General features: G+C 53.5%; 13 protein-coding genes and 2 pseudogenes. 10 read left to right on the plus strand and 5 right to left on the minus strand.

Translation table 11 applies throughout. The features are described from left to right. Nucleotides 1-205: 205 nt before the first annotated feature. Nucleotides 206-367: a DUF3149 domain-containing protein gene (locus tag JCM2850_RS20775; RefSeq protein WP_234406005.1), complete on the minus strand. Its 162-nt coding sequence runs from the start codon at nt 365-367 to the stop codon at nt 206-208. A gap of 313 nt (nt 368-680) precedes the next feature. Between JCM2850_RS20775 and JCM2850_RS00565 the strand changes: the two genes are divergently transcribed. From JCM2850_RS00565 to JCM2850_RS00590, 6 genes and pseudogenes are all read left to right on the plus strand, one after another. Then, a complete protein-coding gene (locus JCM2850_RS00565) occupies nt 681-1,397 on the plus strand; it encodes a flagellar brake protein (protein ID WP_025869365.1) in 717 nt (238 codons plus the stop codon). 161 nt (nt 1,398-1,558) lie between these two features. Beyond that, complete coding sequence (gene nth / locus JCM2850_RS00570) at nt 1,559-2,218, plus strand: endonuclease III (RefSeq protein ID WP_025869366.1); 660 nt, start codon at nt 1,559-1,561, stop codon at nt 2,216-2,218. After that, complete coding sequence (locus JCM2850_RS00575) at nt 2,215-3,300, plus strand: FIST C-terminal domain-containing protein (protein ID WP_025869367.1); 1,086 nt, start codon at nt 2,215-2,217, stop codon at nt 3,298-3,300. The genes nth and JCM2850_RS00575 overlap by 4 nt, the downstream gene beginning before the upstream one ends. Then, entirely contained in the window at nt 3,297-4,148 is an 852-nt protein-coding gene (gene thiD / locus JCM2850_RS00580) for a bifunctional hydroxymethylpyrimidine kinase/phosphomethylpyrimidine kinase (protein ID WP_025869368.1), read from the plus strand. Before JCM2850_RS00575 ends, thiD begins: the two co-directional genes overlap by 4 nt. Next, a pseudogene (locus JCM2850_RS16135) lies at nt 4,148-4,584 on the plus strand (DUF1841 family protein). The gene thiD and the pseudogene JCM2850_RS16135 overlap by 1 nt, the downstream one beginning before the upstream one ends. A 256-nt stretch (nt 4,585-4,840) precedes the next feature. Continuing rightward, complete coding sequence (locus JCM2850_RS00590; RefSeq protein ID WP_025869369.1) at nt 4,841-5,242, plus strand: VOC family protein; 402 nt, start codon at nt 4,841-4,843, stop codon at nt 5,240-5,242. Between the two features lie 72 nt (nt 5,243-5,314). Here the strand turns inward: JCM2850_RS00590 and JCM2850_RS00595 are convergent, their stop codons facing one another. From JCM2850_RS00595 to nadB, 4 genes and pseudogenes are all read right to left on the minus strand, one after another. Continuing rightward, a complete protein-coding gene (locus tag JCM2850_RS00595; protein WP_025869370.1) occupies nt 5,315-7,756 on the minus strand; it encodes a TonB-dependent siderophore receptor in 2,442 nt (813 codons plus the stop codon). 171 nt (nt 7,757-7,927) lie between these two features. Beyond that, nucleotides 7,928-8,926: a FecR domain-containing protein gene (locus tag JCM2850_RS00600; RefSeq protein ID WP_025869371.1), complete on the minus strand. Its 999-nt coding sequence runs from the start codon at nt 8,924-8,926 to the stop codon at nt 7,928-7,930. A 15-nt stretch (nt 8,927-8,941) separates the two neighbouring features. After that, nucleotides 8,942-9,448 (minus strand): sigma-70 family RNA polymerase sigma factor, encoded by a 507-nt coding sequence (locus JCM2850_RS00605; protein WP_025869372.1) that lies wholly within the window; start codon nt 9,446-9,448, stop codon nt 8,942-8,944. 135 nt (nt 9,449-9,583) lie between these two features. Beyond that, nucleotides 9,584-11,227 (minus strand): annotated as a pseudogene (gene nadB, locus JCM2850_RS16140) (L-aspartate oxidase). A 194-nt stretch (nt 11,228-11,421) separates the two neighbouring features. Here nadB and rpoE point away from each other — a divergent pair. From rpoE to JCM2850_RS00630, 4 genes are all read left to right on the plus strand, one after another. After that, nucleotides 11,422-12,039: an RNA polymerase sigma factor RpoE gene (gene rpoE, locus JCM2850_RS00615; RefSeq protein ID WP_036265421.1), complete on the plus strand. Its 618-nt coding sequence runs from the start codon at nt 11,422-11,424 to the stop codon at nt 12,037-12,039. Next, nucleotides 12,039-12,497: a sigma-E factor negative regulatory protein gene (locus tag JCM2850_RS00620; protein WP_025869374.1), complete on the plus strand. Its 459-nt coding sequence runs from the start codon at nt 12,039-12,041 to the stop codon at nt 12,495-12,497. The genes rpoE and JCM2850_RS00620 overlap by 1 nt, the downstream gene beginning before the upstream one ends. A gap of 7 nt (nt 12,498-12,504) precedes the next feature. Next, nucleotides 12,505-13,458 (plus strand): MucB/RseB C-terminal domain-containing protein, encoded by a 954-nt coding sequence (locus JCM2850_RS00625; protein ID WP_025869375.1) that lies wholly within the window; start codon nt 12,505-12,507, stop codon nt 13,456-13,458. Between the two features lie 218 nt (nt 13,459-13,676). Then, a complete protein-coding gene (locus JCM2850_RS00630) occupies nt 13,677-15,119 on the plus strand; it encodes a DegQ family serine endoprotease (RefSeq protein ID WP_025869376.1) in 1,443 nt (480 codons plus the stop codon). Nucleotides 15,120-15,143: the final 24 nt, after the last annotated feature.

Raw genomic sequence — 15,143 nt, forward strand, 5'->3', positions numbered from 1 at the left:
GGCTCTCATCTAGCGTTAAAAATTAGGGCACAGCAAGGATACCTCAAATCAGAATTTATCACCTAATAAAAATAGGGGTATTGAATCAGGTCAAGTCTTGATTTGAGCGGGCGTAGCAATGTGTGCCGGGTTGGTGTGCTTGCTAAAGCTGCACATCTGAGTTTGCACTGTAAATTTAAGTCTGCACGGTAAATCTATGCCTTGATTAATCGTGCCCATGCTCAAGGCTGGCGCGCTCCTTGCGTGCGTTATTGATGCAAAAGCCTACCCAATAACTAACAACGGCAATGGTCAGCAATATGGTGCCAAGCGAAGCGATGCCAACCCAAGAACCAAACAGGACTTTAAGCATGATGATTTCCTCCATTTTTACGCAATAAAACCGTGTGGCAATAAACCACTTTCAATTTATGGGTATATTACGCTTGCGCATGGCTGAGTTAAAGACCTTTTTTTAAAAAAGGTTAATCTGGAAATGAATTTGTAGGAAACTATTAATTATTTTCAAGAGATACAAAGCTGAAACATTTTATTGGTAAGATTCCTAACCATGCTGATAGTCGCCATGGACTTGACTCTTGCTTTATAAAATCACCATAAATTCAGCGGCAATGAAGGTGGTGTCAATAAAAGTGCCGACAATCAGGGTGGCGTCAATCAAGTTTGTGTAAGGGGTGACGATGGCAGAAGAGGATGTGGAAAAGAATCAGAACGAAACGTCAGAGGAGCAAGCGGTTGAGTTTGCCAGCCTCAATCTGCAGCCTGGTGCGAAGTTACAGCTATTCACGCATAGAGGCCGCACTCCGGTTCAGCATATTTCCAGCTTGATAGGCGTGGAAAGCAACGAGTATCTGCTGTTACGCCTGCCAAGGGTGCAGGGCACGGTGATGACGTGTTATGACGGTGAAAAAGTCACTTTACGCGTGTTCTCCGGCACCATGATTTGCAATTTCGATGTCAGCGTTATCCAAACTTTTTATCATCCCCTGAATTGCCTGTGCGTGAGTTATCCGCGCAAGCTACAGGTAAAGAAGATACGCCGAGAGCTGCGTATACGCGTGGATATGGCGGCCAAGCTCAAGCGTCAGGCCAGCCAGGATCTGGCAGTGCGCCTGGCCAATCTAAGTGCCACTGGCTGCCAGTTGCGTGTGGATCAGGATGTGGGTGAGGTGGATGATCAATTCTCTCTATGCTTTGATCTGCCTTTGCCTGGAGATGAAGCGCCTTCCAATATTGCGGTCAACGCCAAAATCCGCAATATCATTGATGACAATGCAGATGCAGGTTCTGGCTATCTGGTAGGGCTGGAGTTTCTGGAGGTCGATACGACGGCGCAGCTGATGATACGTCACTATGTCTATGAAGGTCTGCTGGACAGGCGCCAAGCCATCGCCTAAACGCTCAGCACGGTTACTGGTTTTTTGGTCATAGCAGGTATAATTCCCGGCTAGACCATGAAGCCATCTTTCTCTCGCCATCTTTACGACCTGTCACCATTGCAGCAGTTAAATATTGCTCCGCAATGCCTATTCCAAGTTCTGGCCAAGGTGCACACAACATGAATGCGGAAAAACGCCAGGAAATATTCCGCAGACTGAGCGTCGCCATTCCTGACCCCACCACCGAGCTGGTGCACAGCAGCACCTTTGAGTTGCTGATTGCGGTGATTTTGTCGGCGCAGGCCACGGATAAAGGCGTCAATATTGCCACTGCGAAATTATTCCCGGTGGCCAATACCCCGCAAGCAATTCTCGACTTGGGCATAGAAGGCCTGGAAAGCTATATCAAAACCATAGGCTTGTACCGCAGCAAGGCCAAGAATGTGATGGCGACCTGCAAGATGCTGGTAGAGCAATACGCCAGCGTAGTGCCGGATAACCGTGTGGCACTGGAAAGCCTGCCCGGCGTTGGCAGAAAAACCGCCAATGTGATTCTCAACACTGCCTTTGGTCAGCCCACCATTGCGGTAGATACCCATATTTTCCGCCTGGGCAACCGCATCGGTATTGCGCCAGGTAAAACCCCGCTCGATGTAGAACTGAAACTGATGAAGGCCGTGCCCAAGCAATATCTGCAAGATGCGCATCATCTGCTGATACTGCATGGCCGTTACATCTGCGTGGCGCGCAAGCCCAAGTGTGGTGAATGCGTGATTGTGGATTTATGTGAATACAAGGCCAAGACCATTCCCCTGACGCATGCGGGAGCACAGGCTTGAAAGCAGGCGCAGGCTTTAAACGTGGTCGCAAGGCCAGCCCGGAATTAGTCAGTGCAGCGGTCAATATGGCGCTGGAATCGGCCGGGCTGGAGCTTGCCAGCAGTGTGCTGCTATTTCTCACCGAACATTTTGCCCATGATCCTCAAGCCGCCTTGCGCGCAGCGGCTGCGGCGGCCAGCACCACGCAGATCTGCGGCTGTTCTGCCCCCGGAATATTTACCGATCAGGACTGGGCACTGGATACTCCTGCCGCTGTAGCCCTGGTGCTGGGGGATGGCACAGCACTGGCCAAACCCTTGCCTGGCGAATCTGGGCTGCTATTGACCTTGACCGCGCCTAACGCCTTTAACCCTGCCTGGATGAGCATGCCAGGCTTGAGGTTTGGCGGGGTTTCCGGAGATGCCATGGGGCAAGGGCCGTTTTCTGTGTGGGAAAACGGCAAGGGCGCGTTGACGGGTTTTTGTGAGCTTTCCATGCACGGGGCGAGTGGCATGATATTGTCTGCCCATGGTTTCAAGCGCTTGAGTCAACCGCAACAATTACACAGCGCGCATGATCTAGACCTATTGGAAATTGGCCGCCAATCTGCAGCCTCCAGCCTCTACGCTGCGCTCGAAAGCCATGGCGTAGACTTGGCAGCGGGTTTACCTACCCATCAGCTCATGGTGATGGTGGCGGACGAAGAGGCTGATCTGCTATTGGGGGAATGCCAGCTAGCGACTTTGATCAGTTGCCAGCACGATGCGGTGACGGTGGCCAAGGCAATCAAGCCTGGGCAATGGTTGTCCTGGGGCATACGCGACACCGAGGCTGCGCAGCAAAACCTGGCCACGCAAATCGAGACCGTCAGCACTATCTTGCCTGCCCGGCCTGCTTTTGGCCTGTTGTTCTCCTGTATGGGGCGCGGACCTCATTTTTACGATGGCATAGATAGAGATATAGAATTGATCAAGCAATATTACCCAGGCATGCCACTGATCGGGTTTTACGGTAACGGCGAAATTGCTCCGGTAGCGGGCAAAAACGAGTTGCTGCAACATTCTGTGGTGCTGGGTTTATTTACCAGTAAGGACTCAGCATGACGCTCAAAGCTTCCAGATATCCCAGGGTATTATCGATTGCCGGCTCGGACAGCAGTGGCGGTGCGGGTATTCAGGCTGACCTCAAAACCTTCTCGGCGCTGGGTTGTTATGGCATGACCGCGATTACGGCCCTCACCGCGCAAAATACCCAGGGCGTGCGCGCTATCCACAGCGTGCCCCCCGCGATGTTGCGCGACCAGATAGATGCCGTGGTAGAAGACATAGGGGTAGATGCCGTCAAGATAGGCATGCTGCATTCGCCGGAAGTGGTGATGACAGTGGCCGAGGCTTTGGATGCGCATGGTTTAACCCAAGTGGTGTTAGACCCGGTCATGGTCTCTGCCAACGGCGCAAAATTGATCTCGGATGAAGCGGTGGCGGTGCTGGTGCAAGAATTATTCCCCCGTGCGCTGGTGGTGACACCCAATCTGGATGAAGCCATGCTACTGCTCAATCGCAGCCTGACCATGGGCGATGAGCTGGAACAAGCCGCCAGCGAGCTGCTCAATCAGGGTGCTAAAGCCGTGCTGCTCAAAGGCGGACATCTGCCCGGCCATGATGTGCTGGATATCCTGGTGCAAGCCAATGCCACAGGCGCTGTGGCCGAAAGTCACAAGCTGCATTCGCTACGCATTTCCACCCATAACCTGCATGGCACTGGCTGCACGCTGTCTTCGGCAATTGCTGCATATCTGGCCCTGGGTTTCAGCCTGCCAGATGCAGTGCAAGCAGCACGTATTTATGTGCGCTCGGCACTTTATGCCGGGGCGCAGGTCCGAACTGGAGCAGGAGTCGGGCCGCTCAACCATGGTTTTGCACCGCAAGCCATGCAAGTCAGGGAAAGTTAATGGCATTGTTCAACCCCAGCCGTGACCAGGTGCGTCAGTTTTTCTTTGACGCCTGGGCCAAGTTTCAAGCGCAGCAGGCGTTGACTGCGCTGGAGTCTATGGCGGTTGAGGTGATGCAAATGCATCCGGAATATCATCAGGTGCTTAATGCCCCTGAAAAATATCTGGATCAGGCTTATTTCCCGGAAATGGGCGAGACCAATCCTTTTTTGCACATGAGCTTGCACCTATCAATCCTGGAGCAAGTGGCGATAGATCAGCCGCCCGGTATCAATGCCGCTTATCAACGCCTGTCGGCCCGGCATGACGATGCCTATAACGCCCAGCATGAATTGATGGAGTGTCTGGCGGAAACCATCTGGGAGCGCAGCGCCAGGGTGGAGGGCTGGATGCCGAGGCTTATCTTGCCCGGATTGAAGCGCGATCACGCACATAAGATCAGTACTTAAAACTGATCGCGCACATAAGATCAGTACTCAAACTGATCGCAGACATAAGATCAGTACTTAAACTGATCGCAGACATAAGATCAGTACTTAAACTGATCACGCACACTAAGATCAGTACACAAACTGATCGCGCACATAAGATCAGTACTTAAAACTGATCGCGCACATAACATCAGTACTTAAACTGTTAGCATCAAGGTATTTGCATCACCCTCAAAAGCAACCTTAGCAAAGGAGCATGGCATGGCGCAGCAAATCTTTGTCAATCTACCAGTCAAGCAGTTAAGTCCCGCAGTCGATTTTTTCACCAAGCTGGGTTTCAGCTTTGACCCTCAGTTCACGGACGATAATGCCACCTGCATGATGGTGGGCGAAAACATCTTTGTCATGCTGCTGGTGAATGAATTTTTCCAGACCTTTACCGCTAAACCCATTGTTGATGCGCGTCACAGCACAGAAGTGCTGGTCTGCCTAGCACTGGCCAGCCGCCAGGAAGTAGATGACCTTGTCGCCAAGGCCCAAGCCGCAGGTGGCAAGATACCTAACCCAGCCAAGGATTATGGCTTTATGTATAGCCATGGTTTTGAAGACCTGGACGGCCATATCTGGGAACTGGTGTATATGGAGCCCAAGCAGGATGAATAAAACAAAACCGGCTTGAGCCGGTTGTGTTTTATTCAGAACACCAGGCCAATTTAAGCCAGGTTGCTCAATGACTTACCAAGAGTAAGTTAGCGCAGCGCGCACATCACGCCCATAACCCAGAATGCAGAACTCGCTACCGCGGATATTGTTGCATTGCGTCAAATATTCACGGTCGGTCAGGTTGCTGGCATTGACTGACAAGCGCCAGTGTTGTGAAAAGTCGTAAGCTGCCATGGCATCCAGCAAGGTGTACCTGTCGTTCTCAGGCGTGTCTACACCCTGCAAGGGTAAAGCCCCCAGCGCCGTGCCCACATGGCGTACGCCCAGGCCTAGCGATAGAGCACCTTGCTGATATTTTCCCCACAAGGAAGCCACATGTTTAGGCGCTGCTGCAAAAGCGCTGCCAACTTCCCATGGCTGATTGCTTTTGAGAATCTCGCTGTCCAGATAAGTGTAACTGCCAAGTAGGGAGTAGTGCTCACCCAGACGTGCTGCACCTTCAAGCTCCAGCCCGCGTGAGCGCACTTCACCAGTTTGCACATCGCGGCCTATGGTCTGTAGTGATGGCGTGCGTACATTGGTCTTGGTCAACTCATAGACTGCGGCGGTAAAGCTGTAAGGCGCACCATCGGGCATATAGCGCACACCGATCTCGTATTGTTTGCCTTTCTCAGGCTCAAATGGCTGACCATAAGCATCCGTAGTGAAAGTTGTGGAAATCGGTGGCTGGAACGAGGTGTTATAGCTGATGTAAGGCGCCCAACCATTCTCTGCCAGATAGATCAAGCCAGCGCGACCAGTAAGGGCATAGTCATTGCGCTTGAGGCGGCTGGTGGTAAAGGCTTGGGCGGCGCTAGCGCGTGCGTTATAGCGGGTATCGGTATCCGCATCGTCATAGCGTGCGCCCAGGCTGAGCACCCAGCGTTGACCAAAATTGATCTGATCCTGCAGGTAATAGCCAAACTGGCGGTTTTCCGCACGCGTGTCGTCAGAGAGAAAATTGTTCTGCCAATCTGGTACGTCATAACGCGGATTGACCACATTGATGGGCAACACGGTATTAACCGAGTAAATGGGTAAATGCAAGCTTGACCGGTAGTAATCCAGGCCAGCAATGGCCTTGTGCGAGACGCTGCCTGTGATAAACCTGGCCTCAAGCTGATTATCAATCACCCAGGTTCTTTCCGAGTCTGGCCTGAACATGGCAAGGCGGTTCATATCTACACCATTGGCCGCCATGCCGCGATTACGCATTTCGCGTCTGTCATTGCTGCCATCCATATAACGCAGGTTATGGCGCACGGTGAAAGTCTGATTGAACTCATGCTCAAACAGATAGCCTAGAGACGCGCTTTCCTTATCGTGCCCAGAGTGCGGGCCGTTGACGTTGAGGTTGTCCTTGGAGCGGCCCAGTGGGGTGTGGCGATAATATGGCGTGACAAAGCCCAGATCATCTTGCTGATATTGCGCCAACAGCGTCAGGCGTGTGCTGTCATTCTGGAAGGTCAGCGAGGGCGCGATATACAGCCTGTCGTTATCCTGATACTTCCATTGCGTGCCCGATTCACGCTGCAACACCGTCAGGCGCGCAAGCACATGGCCATCCTGATCCAGCTGTCCACCCACATCCAGCTTGGCCTGCTTACGACCAAAACTACCCAACTCAATGCCGACCTCATTGCGCATATTGGCGCGCGGGCGCTTGGTGACCGCATTGAGCAAACCGCCAGGCGCGGCCTGACCATACAGCACCGAGGCTGGGCCATGCACGACTTCCAGCCGCTCCATGCCGTAAGGCTCAATATTGGACATAAAGCCGTTATGAATCAGTCGCATGCCATCGCGATAAAGCCCGGTTCCGGTCAAATAAAAGCCGCGCACTGCAATATCATCATCAGTCGTGGCGTAATCCCAGGCGCGCACACCTGCAGAATAGCGCACCGCCTCGGTGACACTTGAAATGGCCTGATCACGGATTTGATCACTGCCTATCACCGAGACTATCTGCGGGGTTTCCTTAAGGTCAGCATCTATCTTGCTGGCGCTGGCACTCTTGCGGGCAATATAGCCATCGGTAGGACCCCAGGCTTGCTCGCGTTTGCTGATGACGTTTACCTCAGGCAAGGCATGGCCGGATGAGCGATCCAGCTTTTGCTGCGGAGTTTTTTGCAGGCTGTAGGTGCCATCCTTGTTGATAGCAGAAAGGCCAGTGCCTTCCAGCAGTCTGGCAAACGCCTGGGTCAGCGAAAACTTACCGTTGAGGCCTGGGCTTGAGAGTTGCTGGGTCAGTTCCGCATTGACGGAAATCATAATGCCCGCTTGCATGCCAAACTGGCGCAAGGCCTGATCCAGTGCCCCGGGGGCGATATTGAAGGTGTGATGTTGTGCGGATGCCTCCTCGGCTGCCAAAGCAGTGGAAATGCTGGCGCTATGGCTGATGCCTAGTGACAGGCATAACAGAGCGAGGGCGATAGGGCGGCGACATTGCAACCCGGCAGGTAAAGCGTCTTTCATGGCGTTCCTTGATCTGATGAGATAGGGACAAGCTGCGGGCAGATGGTGGGGTTTGCTGTTTTGCCCATGTGCAGATTGCTACTATCAGCTAAGCCAGACGAGAAGAAAAAAACTGCCGGAAAATACAAAAATAATCTTAAGAAAGTTTGAATGCCGCAGAAAACCCTAGGCCTAGGCCAGGCTGATGCCCACCCAATAACGGGTGCGGAACTGCAGCGAGATAGGCAGCGTAGCTTGCAAGGCCTGCAATATGCGCAAGCTGGCGTCCGCCCCTGTCAGCGGGTAAGTACCCGTCACCAGCAGCTGGCCTGCCGCGTCATTGCAGTGCAGCCAGCCCTGGTGATAACGCGCCAACTCCTGAATAAACTCTGCCAGCGGCATGCGCTCGGCGCTGAGCATACCGTCTGCCCAGGCGGTGGTACTGGCAGACAGCAGCTGTGGGGCCAATGCATGCGTAGGGTAAAAATCGGTTTCTTGCCCAGCCAGCACGGTGCGGGCAGGGGTCTGACTGCCAGCAAGGTAAATCTCCACCGCGCCTGCGCTAACGGCCAGATGCGTATGCTTGCCATGGGCATCACGGCTGACGCTAAAACGCGTGCCCACCGGGCGTAGTTCACCATCGCGGGTAACAAGCACAAAAGGTCTGCCTGCGGCATCGGCGGCGGTATTGATCATAACCCTACCGTGCAGCAGGGTAACGCGGCGCATATGCTTGGAGTAATCAATATTAACCAGGGTATTGCTGTCCAGTGTCAGCGCCGTGCCCTCAGCCAGCGTGAGTTGTCGCTGTTCACCTATGGCGGTGCTGTGGTCAGCAGTCAGCCTGCGTAGCGCTGGCTCATCCTTGAGTAACCAGCCCGAGGTCAACACCGTGCCTGCCCAGACCAGGCCTTTCAGCACGCGGCGGCGCTGTTGCTGGGCGCTGGTTTTCAAGGTGGCGTGCAACACGGGCAGGGATTGCATGCGTGCAGGTTGCTGAATTTTCCCTGCAATCCCATGCATACGCTGCCAGGCCAGCTCATGATCGGGATGAGCTGCCAGCCAATCGTTGCGCGCCAGCTCTTCTTGCGGGTCCATGGTGCCCGAGGCACTGCGCACAAACCAGTGTATGGCGGTGGCGATGATATCGGGATGGAGATTATCGGGATGTAAATGACTAGGCTGATTCATGCTGGCCTTGGCTCATCATGCATACAGCGTGGCATAACATTGCGACATGGCGCGCGTCATGGCTTTTTGCACCACATTAACGCTGATGCCAAGCTGGGCGGCAATTTGTGGATAGGTCATGCCATCCAGTTGTGATAGCAAAAATATCTCGCGCGTGCGGCTGGGCAGGCCATCCAGCATGCTGGCAATTTGCTCCAAAGCCTCTAAAACCAGGCGCTGGTCTTCCAGAGAGGGCGTAATGGGGCAGGGCATGGCAGCCAGGGCGTCAAGATAAGCTTGTTCCAGCGCCTGTCTGCGCCAGTGATTGACTAGTACTCCATGCGCTACGGTAGCGAGATAAGCCTTGGGTTCGCGCAGCAGTGCCAGTTCGCGCTCTTTATGGAATAAGCGCATAAACGTGTCTTGCGCCAGGTCTGCCGCATCTTGCGAGGCACCTAATCTGCGGCGCAGCCAGCCATGCAGCCAATCGAAATGATGCTGGTAAAGCGAACTAAGCGTGTGAGACGACGACGGGCCAGACATGGTAATGTGCAAATAAAGTGTGCAAATAATAAGAATTATTCGCATTCTAATTGGATGTGTGGCCGCGTGCAACGCGGGCTTATAAAAGCGTGTATACGCTTAGGTTTATAAGCCCAGGTTTAAGAACTCAGGTTTCTATTCGCTATGGGAATGTGCGTGATGATGTTTGTCGTCATGCTGACCATGATGACTGTCTAGCAGGCTGTAGTAATTGGAAGGTTCCAGCACTGTAGGTACGGCTTCATCGGCGAGGAAGGGGTAATCCTTGCTGTAGTGCAGGCCGCGGCTTTCCTGGCGCGCCATGGCGCTGAGCACAATCAGTTCGGCCACCTGTAGCAGGTTGCGCAGTTCTATCAAGTTATTGCTGACGCGGAAGTTGCTGTAAAACTCGTGCACTTCGTCACGTAGCAGATGGATGCGGTGCAGGGCGCGCGTCAAACGCTTATTGGTGCGCACTATGCCTACGTAATTCCACATGGTGCGGCGCAGTTCACTCCAGTTATGGGTGATGATGATTTCTTCATCGGCATCCGTGACCCGGCTTTCATCCCAATAGGCAGGTTGACCTCTGGCATTTGCGGCTGGCTGAGAATGTCTTCAGCCACAGCTTGGCCAAATACCAGACACTCCAGCAAGGAGTTGCTGGCCAGACGGTTGGCGCCATGCAAGCCAGTGCAGGCGGTTTCTCCTATGGCATACAGGCGCGGAATATCTGTGCGCCCTATATGATCGGTCATAATGCCGCCGCAGCTATAGTGCGCTGCTGGCACTACGGTATAGGCTCACGCGTGATATCTATGCCCAGCTCAAAGCAGCGCCTGTAGATGGTGGGGAAGTGCGAGAGTATGAAATCTGCAGGTTGGTGGGAAATGTCGAGGTAGACGCAATCCAGGCCGCGCTTTTTCATCTCGAAATCTATCGCGCGGGCGACAATATCTCGGGGTGCCAATTCGGCACGCTCGTCATGCCAGGTCATAAAGCGTCTGCCATCAGGCAGCTTGAGCAGGCCACCTTCACCGCGCACCGCCTCGGTGATGAGGAAAGACTTAGCCTCGGGATGGTACAAGCAGGTGGGGTGAAACTGGATGAACTCCATATTGGCAATGCGGCAGCCAGCACGCCAGGCCATGGCCACACCGTCACCCGAGGAAACGTCAGGTTGGTGGTATAGAGATAGACCTTGCCAGCACCGCCCGTGGCCAGCACCGTTTGCTGTGCGGCTATGGTTGAAACCTTGCCTGTGAGGTTGTTGAGCACATAAGCTCCCAGGCAGGCACTGCCTTCCATATTGACCTTGCCTGCGGTGATCAGGTCTACGGCAATATGTTCTTCCAGCACCGTGATGTTGGGATGTTGCTGTACTTTCTCAGCCAGAGTTTTTTGCACGGCATGCCCAGTGGCATCCGCAGCATGAATGATGCGCCTGTGGCTATGCCCACCTTCACGCGTTAAATGAAAACCGCTGTTATCTTCTTCACGCGTGAAGGGCACGCCTTCGGCAATCAGCCACTCCACGGTTTCGCGACCATGCTCGGCCACCAGGCGCGTGACGGCGGCATCGCAGAGGCCAGCCCCGGCAATCAAGGTGTCCTGAATATGCGCTTCGGTAGAATCATCATCGGTTAATACTGCAGCAATGCCACCTTGCGCCCAGTTGCTGGAGCCATCGTTAATACCGCGTTTGCTGATCAGGCAGACTTTCCTGTCTTGACCGACCTTGAGCGCCAGTGTGAGTCCGGCCAGGCCGCTACCGATAATCAAGACATCATATTGCTGCATAAGAACCCATGGTTGGATGAACTTTCGCGAGTGTAGCGCTGTCTCTCTCACTAAGCTAGTCATGAAAAACTAAAGGGAAGGTCATGATAAAGACAAATAATTTTGAAGAATTTTCTCGCCTGGGCTTCGTTGATACCGGCGTGCGCGGTTATACTCCGTCAGTCAAGAAAACACAGACAGGGAGCATGGCCTCTATGGCAGGTACCCCACCAGCGGGTAACCGGGAGATAGATCAGCAACTGGTAGAGCGGGCACAAGGCGGTGACAAGCGTGCATTCGGTCTATTGGTAGACAAGTACCAGCGCAAGCTGGGACGTTTGCTGTCGCGCCTGATCCGTGATCCCGCTGAAGTCGAGGACGTGGTGCAAGAGTCTTTTATCAAGGCTTATCGTGCCCTTCCAAGTTTTCGTGGTGATAGTGCGTTCTACACCTGGCTTTACCGCATAGGCATTAACACCGCCAAGAATTATCTGGTGGCCATGGGTCGTAGGCCACAAGCTACGGGTGATATCGAAATCGAAGATGCAGAAAACTTCGAGGATGGTAATGAGCTGCGCACCATGGATACGCCCGAAACCGAATTGATGGGCAAGGAAATCGCCCGCACGGTGAACGATACCGTGGCAGGTTTGCCCGAAGAATTAAGGACTGCCATCACTCTGCGTGAGATCGAGGGCCTCAGTTATGAGGAAATCGCCACCATGATGGATTGCCCGATTGGTACTGTACGCTCACGTATTTTCCGTGCGCGCGAAACAATTGCTCAAAAGTTGCGTCCATTGCTGGACACGCCCGAAAACAGGAGATGGTAATGAAGAGTCAAATTTCAGCGCTGATTGATGATGATCTGGCGCTTGAGGATGCAGAGTATCTGTATACGACTTTGAAGTCTGGTGGAGAATCCACCCAGGCATGGGCTGATTACCATCTTATCGGCGATGCCATGCGTGGCAACCCGGTCTTTAAGGCGGATTTCACTGAGCGTTTGATGGCAAGTCTGGATGATGAGCCTGTACTGCTGGTGCCCGCAGTCAAGCGTAAGCAATCCTTGTTGCGTAGCAGCAAGCTTTGGTCTGTGGCGGCTTCTGTTTCCGCTGTGGCATTTGTCGGTTGGGTCGTGTTGCAGCAACAAGTGCAAAGCAATGTGGATGATGCAGCTTCCCCTATGGAAATTGCGCAAAGCATTCCTGCGGATTATCTCTTGGCACACCAATCCCAGGCCTCTAGCAATTCTGCCTACTATATTCAGCCTGCCAATTATTCGGAGTAGCCGGTAGATGAAGCGTTTCTTGCTGGCGTGCCTGCTGGCAACCCCGATGGCTGTTGTGCATGCGGAACCCGAAGACCCCTGGCTGGTATTGCAGAAAGCAGCAGAAGCTGCCCATGACTTAAGCTACAAAGGGGTCTTCGTCTATCAGTCCGGCGAGAACGTCAAGTCGGTGCAAATCACTCACATGAATTACGGTCAGGGCGAGTATGCGCGCATGGTGGTGCTGGATGGCACGCCGCGCGAAATGCTGAGCCAGGGCAGCGATGTAGTGATCTTCAGCCCCAAGAACGAAAAAGTCATTATGGAAAAGCGGCGGGCGCATAACCTGTTCCCCGCAGTGCTGCCAGCCAATATCCAGGCAATCAAAGCCAGCTATAAAGCCAGAATTGGCGCAATGGAGCGCGTGGCAGGCCGTGATGGCCGTGTGGTATACCTTGATCCCCGTGATCGTCTGCGCTATGCCTACAAATTCTGGGCAGATAGAGAATATGGCCTGCTGCTCAAATCCCTGATGCTCAACGAGCAAAACCAAATGCTGGAGCAGATGACCTTCAGTCAGGTTGATATGCTGGAAAGCCAGGATATGGACTGGTTCCACCCCAATGTGGATCACAGCAAGAACTACATTCTGGAAGAAGGCCATGCCCAGCCTGCCGAGCCTAGCACTGGCTGGAGTGTGGGCAATCTGCCTGCAGGTTATCGCAAGGTGGAGCAGGTCACCCGACTGGTGCCAGGCAAAGAGGCCCCTGTGACGCAGGTGATCTTTACCGATGGCTTGGCTTCTGTTTCCTTGTTTATTGAACCTTTGGTCAAGGGCGCTCGTCCTAAGATCGGCCAGACGGCGAAGGGAGCAACCAATTTCTATGCCAATGTGAGCAAGGGTTATCAAATCCTGGTGGTCGGTGAAGTGCCTGCCGCTACCGTCACGCAAATTGGCAGTGCGGTGAGTTTCAGCAAGTAATCCTCCATGAAGCCTGTCATTCGGCCTGGCTGATTAAATCCCCTGTATTAACGTTGTCTGTGCATGTTGTCTGGTGTTTGCAATGCTGTATGTAGTGCAATTTGAGTAGTGAATGTAAATCCTGAAATGTAACTCTATGGCTGCGCCCTGGGTCTGAATCACGAAACCTAATCTCGACCCTGTGGTGCATATGTGTGACGTATGAACGAGGTGAATCAATGTTTAACAAACTCATTGCTGTGTCTGCAATTTGTTTAGCTCTGGGCCTGTCAACTGCAACCCCGGTATTTGCCAAGGAATTGCCGGATTTCACTGAGCTGGCAGAAAAGCAGGGAAGCTCAGTCGTTAATATCAGCGTAACCCAGGTGGCGCAGTCCAACCAGGGTGGCTCGCCTTTCCAGGGCATGCCTGATGAAGAAGCGCTGAATGAATTTTTCCGTCGCTTCGGTATTCCAGGCATTCCTGGTAACCCACGTGGCCCAGGCGGACAAGGTGCTCCCCAGCAACCGGAATACAAGTCCCAATCTCTGGGTTCAGGTTTTATTCTCAGCAGTGACGGCTATATCCTCACCAATGCCCATGTGGTGCGCGAGGCAGATGAAGTGATCGTCAAGCTCAATGACAAGCGCGAATTCAAGGCCAAGATCATAGGCGCAGACCGCAAGACCGATGTGGCCTTGCTCAAGATTGAAGCCACTGGCCTGCCCAAGGTCACCATAGGTAACCCAGAGCAGCTCAAGGTAGGCGAGTGGGTAGTGGCGATAGGTTCACCATTTGGCCTGGAAAGCACCTTGACCGCAGGTGTAGTCAGCGCCAAGGGCAGGGCATTGCCACAAGAAAACTTTGTGCCGTTTATTCAGACCGATGTGGCCATTAATCCCGGTAACTCTGGTGGCCCGCTGTTCAACCTCAAGGGTGAGGTGGTCGGTATCAACTCGCAAATCTATAGCCGCACTGGTGGTTATATGGGCTTGTCCTTCTCGATTCCTATCGATGTGGCGATTGATGTTTCCAACCAACTCAAGAGCGCAGGTCATGTTTCGCGTGGCTGGCTGGGCATAGGCATACAGGAAATCACCAAAGACCTGGCCGAATCCTTTGGGATGAAAAACACCAATGGTGCGCTGGTCGCTGGGGTAGAGAAGGGAAGCCCGGCAGAGAAGGGCGGCCTGGAGCCTGGTGATGTGGTGATCAAGTTCGACAGCAAGCCTGTCACCACTTCCTCTGACCTGCCACGTATTGTCGGTGCTACCAAGCCTGGCAAACAAGTACCTGTGGATGTGCTGCGCAAGGGCGCGAGCAAGGTGTTGACCATTACCCTGGGTGAAATGCCAGTAGACAAGGATGAAGTCGCGGCCGCACCCCAATCCAACGCCAAGCCTGAGTCCAATCGACTGGGCCTGACCCTGCGTGAACTCACCCCGCAGCAGCGCCGCAGCCTCAATGGCCGTAATGCCTTGCTGGTGGTCGACGCTCAGGGTGCAGCCGCGCAAGCAGGTATACGCAGAGGTGATCTGGTATTGGGCTTTAACAATACCGAGGTGCAAAGCCTGGAACAATTTGGCAAGCAGGTGAATGCAATTCCAGCGGGTAAAACCGTCGCCTTGCTGGTGCAGCGTGGTGAAAATACCTTGTATGTACCCGTCAAGATCGCCAAGTAATGGCTAAGTAAATCATGCTAAGCA

This window comes from Methylobacillus glycogenes JCM 2850, from assembly GCF_000617925.1.
GTDB classification, from domain to species: Bacteria; Pseudomonadota; Gammaproteobacteria; order Burkholderiales; family Methylophilaceae; genus Methylobacillus; species Methylobacillus glycogenes.

Bases quoted from the DNA above. Each gene is read 5' to 3' on its own strand.
- JCM2850_RS20775 (WP_234406005.1), bottom strand. From the start codon at position 367: ATGGAGGAAATCATCATGCTTAAAGTCCTGTTTGGTTCTTGGGTTGGC.
- JCM2850_RS00565 (WP_025869365.1), top strand. From the start codon at position 681: ATGGCAGAAGAGGATGTGGAAAAGAATCAGAACGAAACGTCAGAGGAG.
- nth (WP_025869366.1), top strand. From the start codon at position 1,559: ATGAATGCGGAAAAACGCCAGGAAATATTCCGCAGACTGAGCGTCGCC.
- thiD (WP_025869368.1), top strand. From the start codon at position 3,297: ATGACGCTCAAAGCTTCCAGATATCCCAGGGTATTATCGATTGCCGGC.
- JCM2850_RS00590 (WP_025869369.1), top strand. From the start codon at position 4,841: ATGGCGCAGCAAATCTTTGTCAATCTACCAGTCAAGCAGTTAAGTCCC.
- JCM2850_RS00595 (WP_025869370.1), bottom strand. From the start codon at position 7,756: ATGAAAGACGCTTTACCTGCCGGGTTGCAATGTCGCCGCCCTATCGCC.
- JCM2850_RS00600 (WP_025869371.1), bottom strand. From the start codon at position 8,926: ATGAATCAGCCTAGTCATTTACATCCCGATAATCTCCATCCCGATATC.
- JCM2850_RS00605 (WP_025869372.1), bottom strand. From the start codon at position 9,448: ATGTCTGGCCCGTCGTCGTCTCACACGCTTAGTTCGCTTTACCAGCAT.
- rpoE (WP_036265421.1), top strand. From the start codon at position 11,422: ATGGCAGGTACCCCACCAGCGGGTAACCGGGAGATAGATCAGCAACTG.
- JCM2850_RS00620 (WP_025869374.1), top strand. From the start codon at position 12,039: ATGAAGAGTCAAATTTCAGCGCTGATTGATGATGATCTGGCGCTTGAG.
- JCM2850_RS00625 (WP_025869375.1), top strand. From the start codon at position 12,505: ATGAAGCGTTTCTTGCTGGCGTGCCTGCTGGCAACCCCGATGGCTGTT.
- JCM2850_RS00630 (WP_025869376.1), top strand. From the start codon at position 13,677: ATGTTTAACAAACTCATTGCTGTGTCTGCAATTTGTTTAGCTCTGGGC.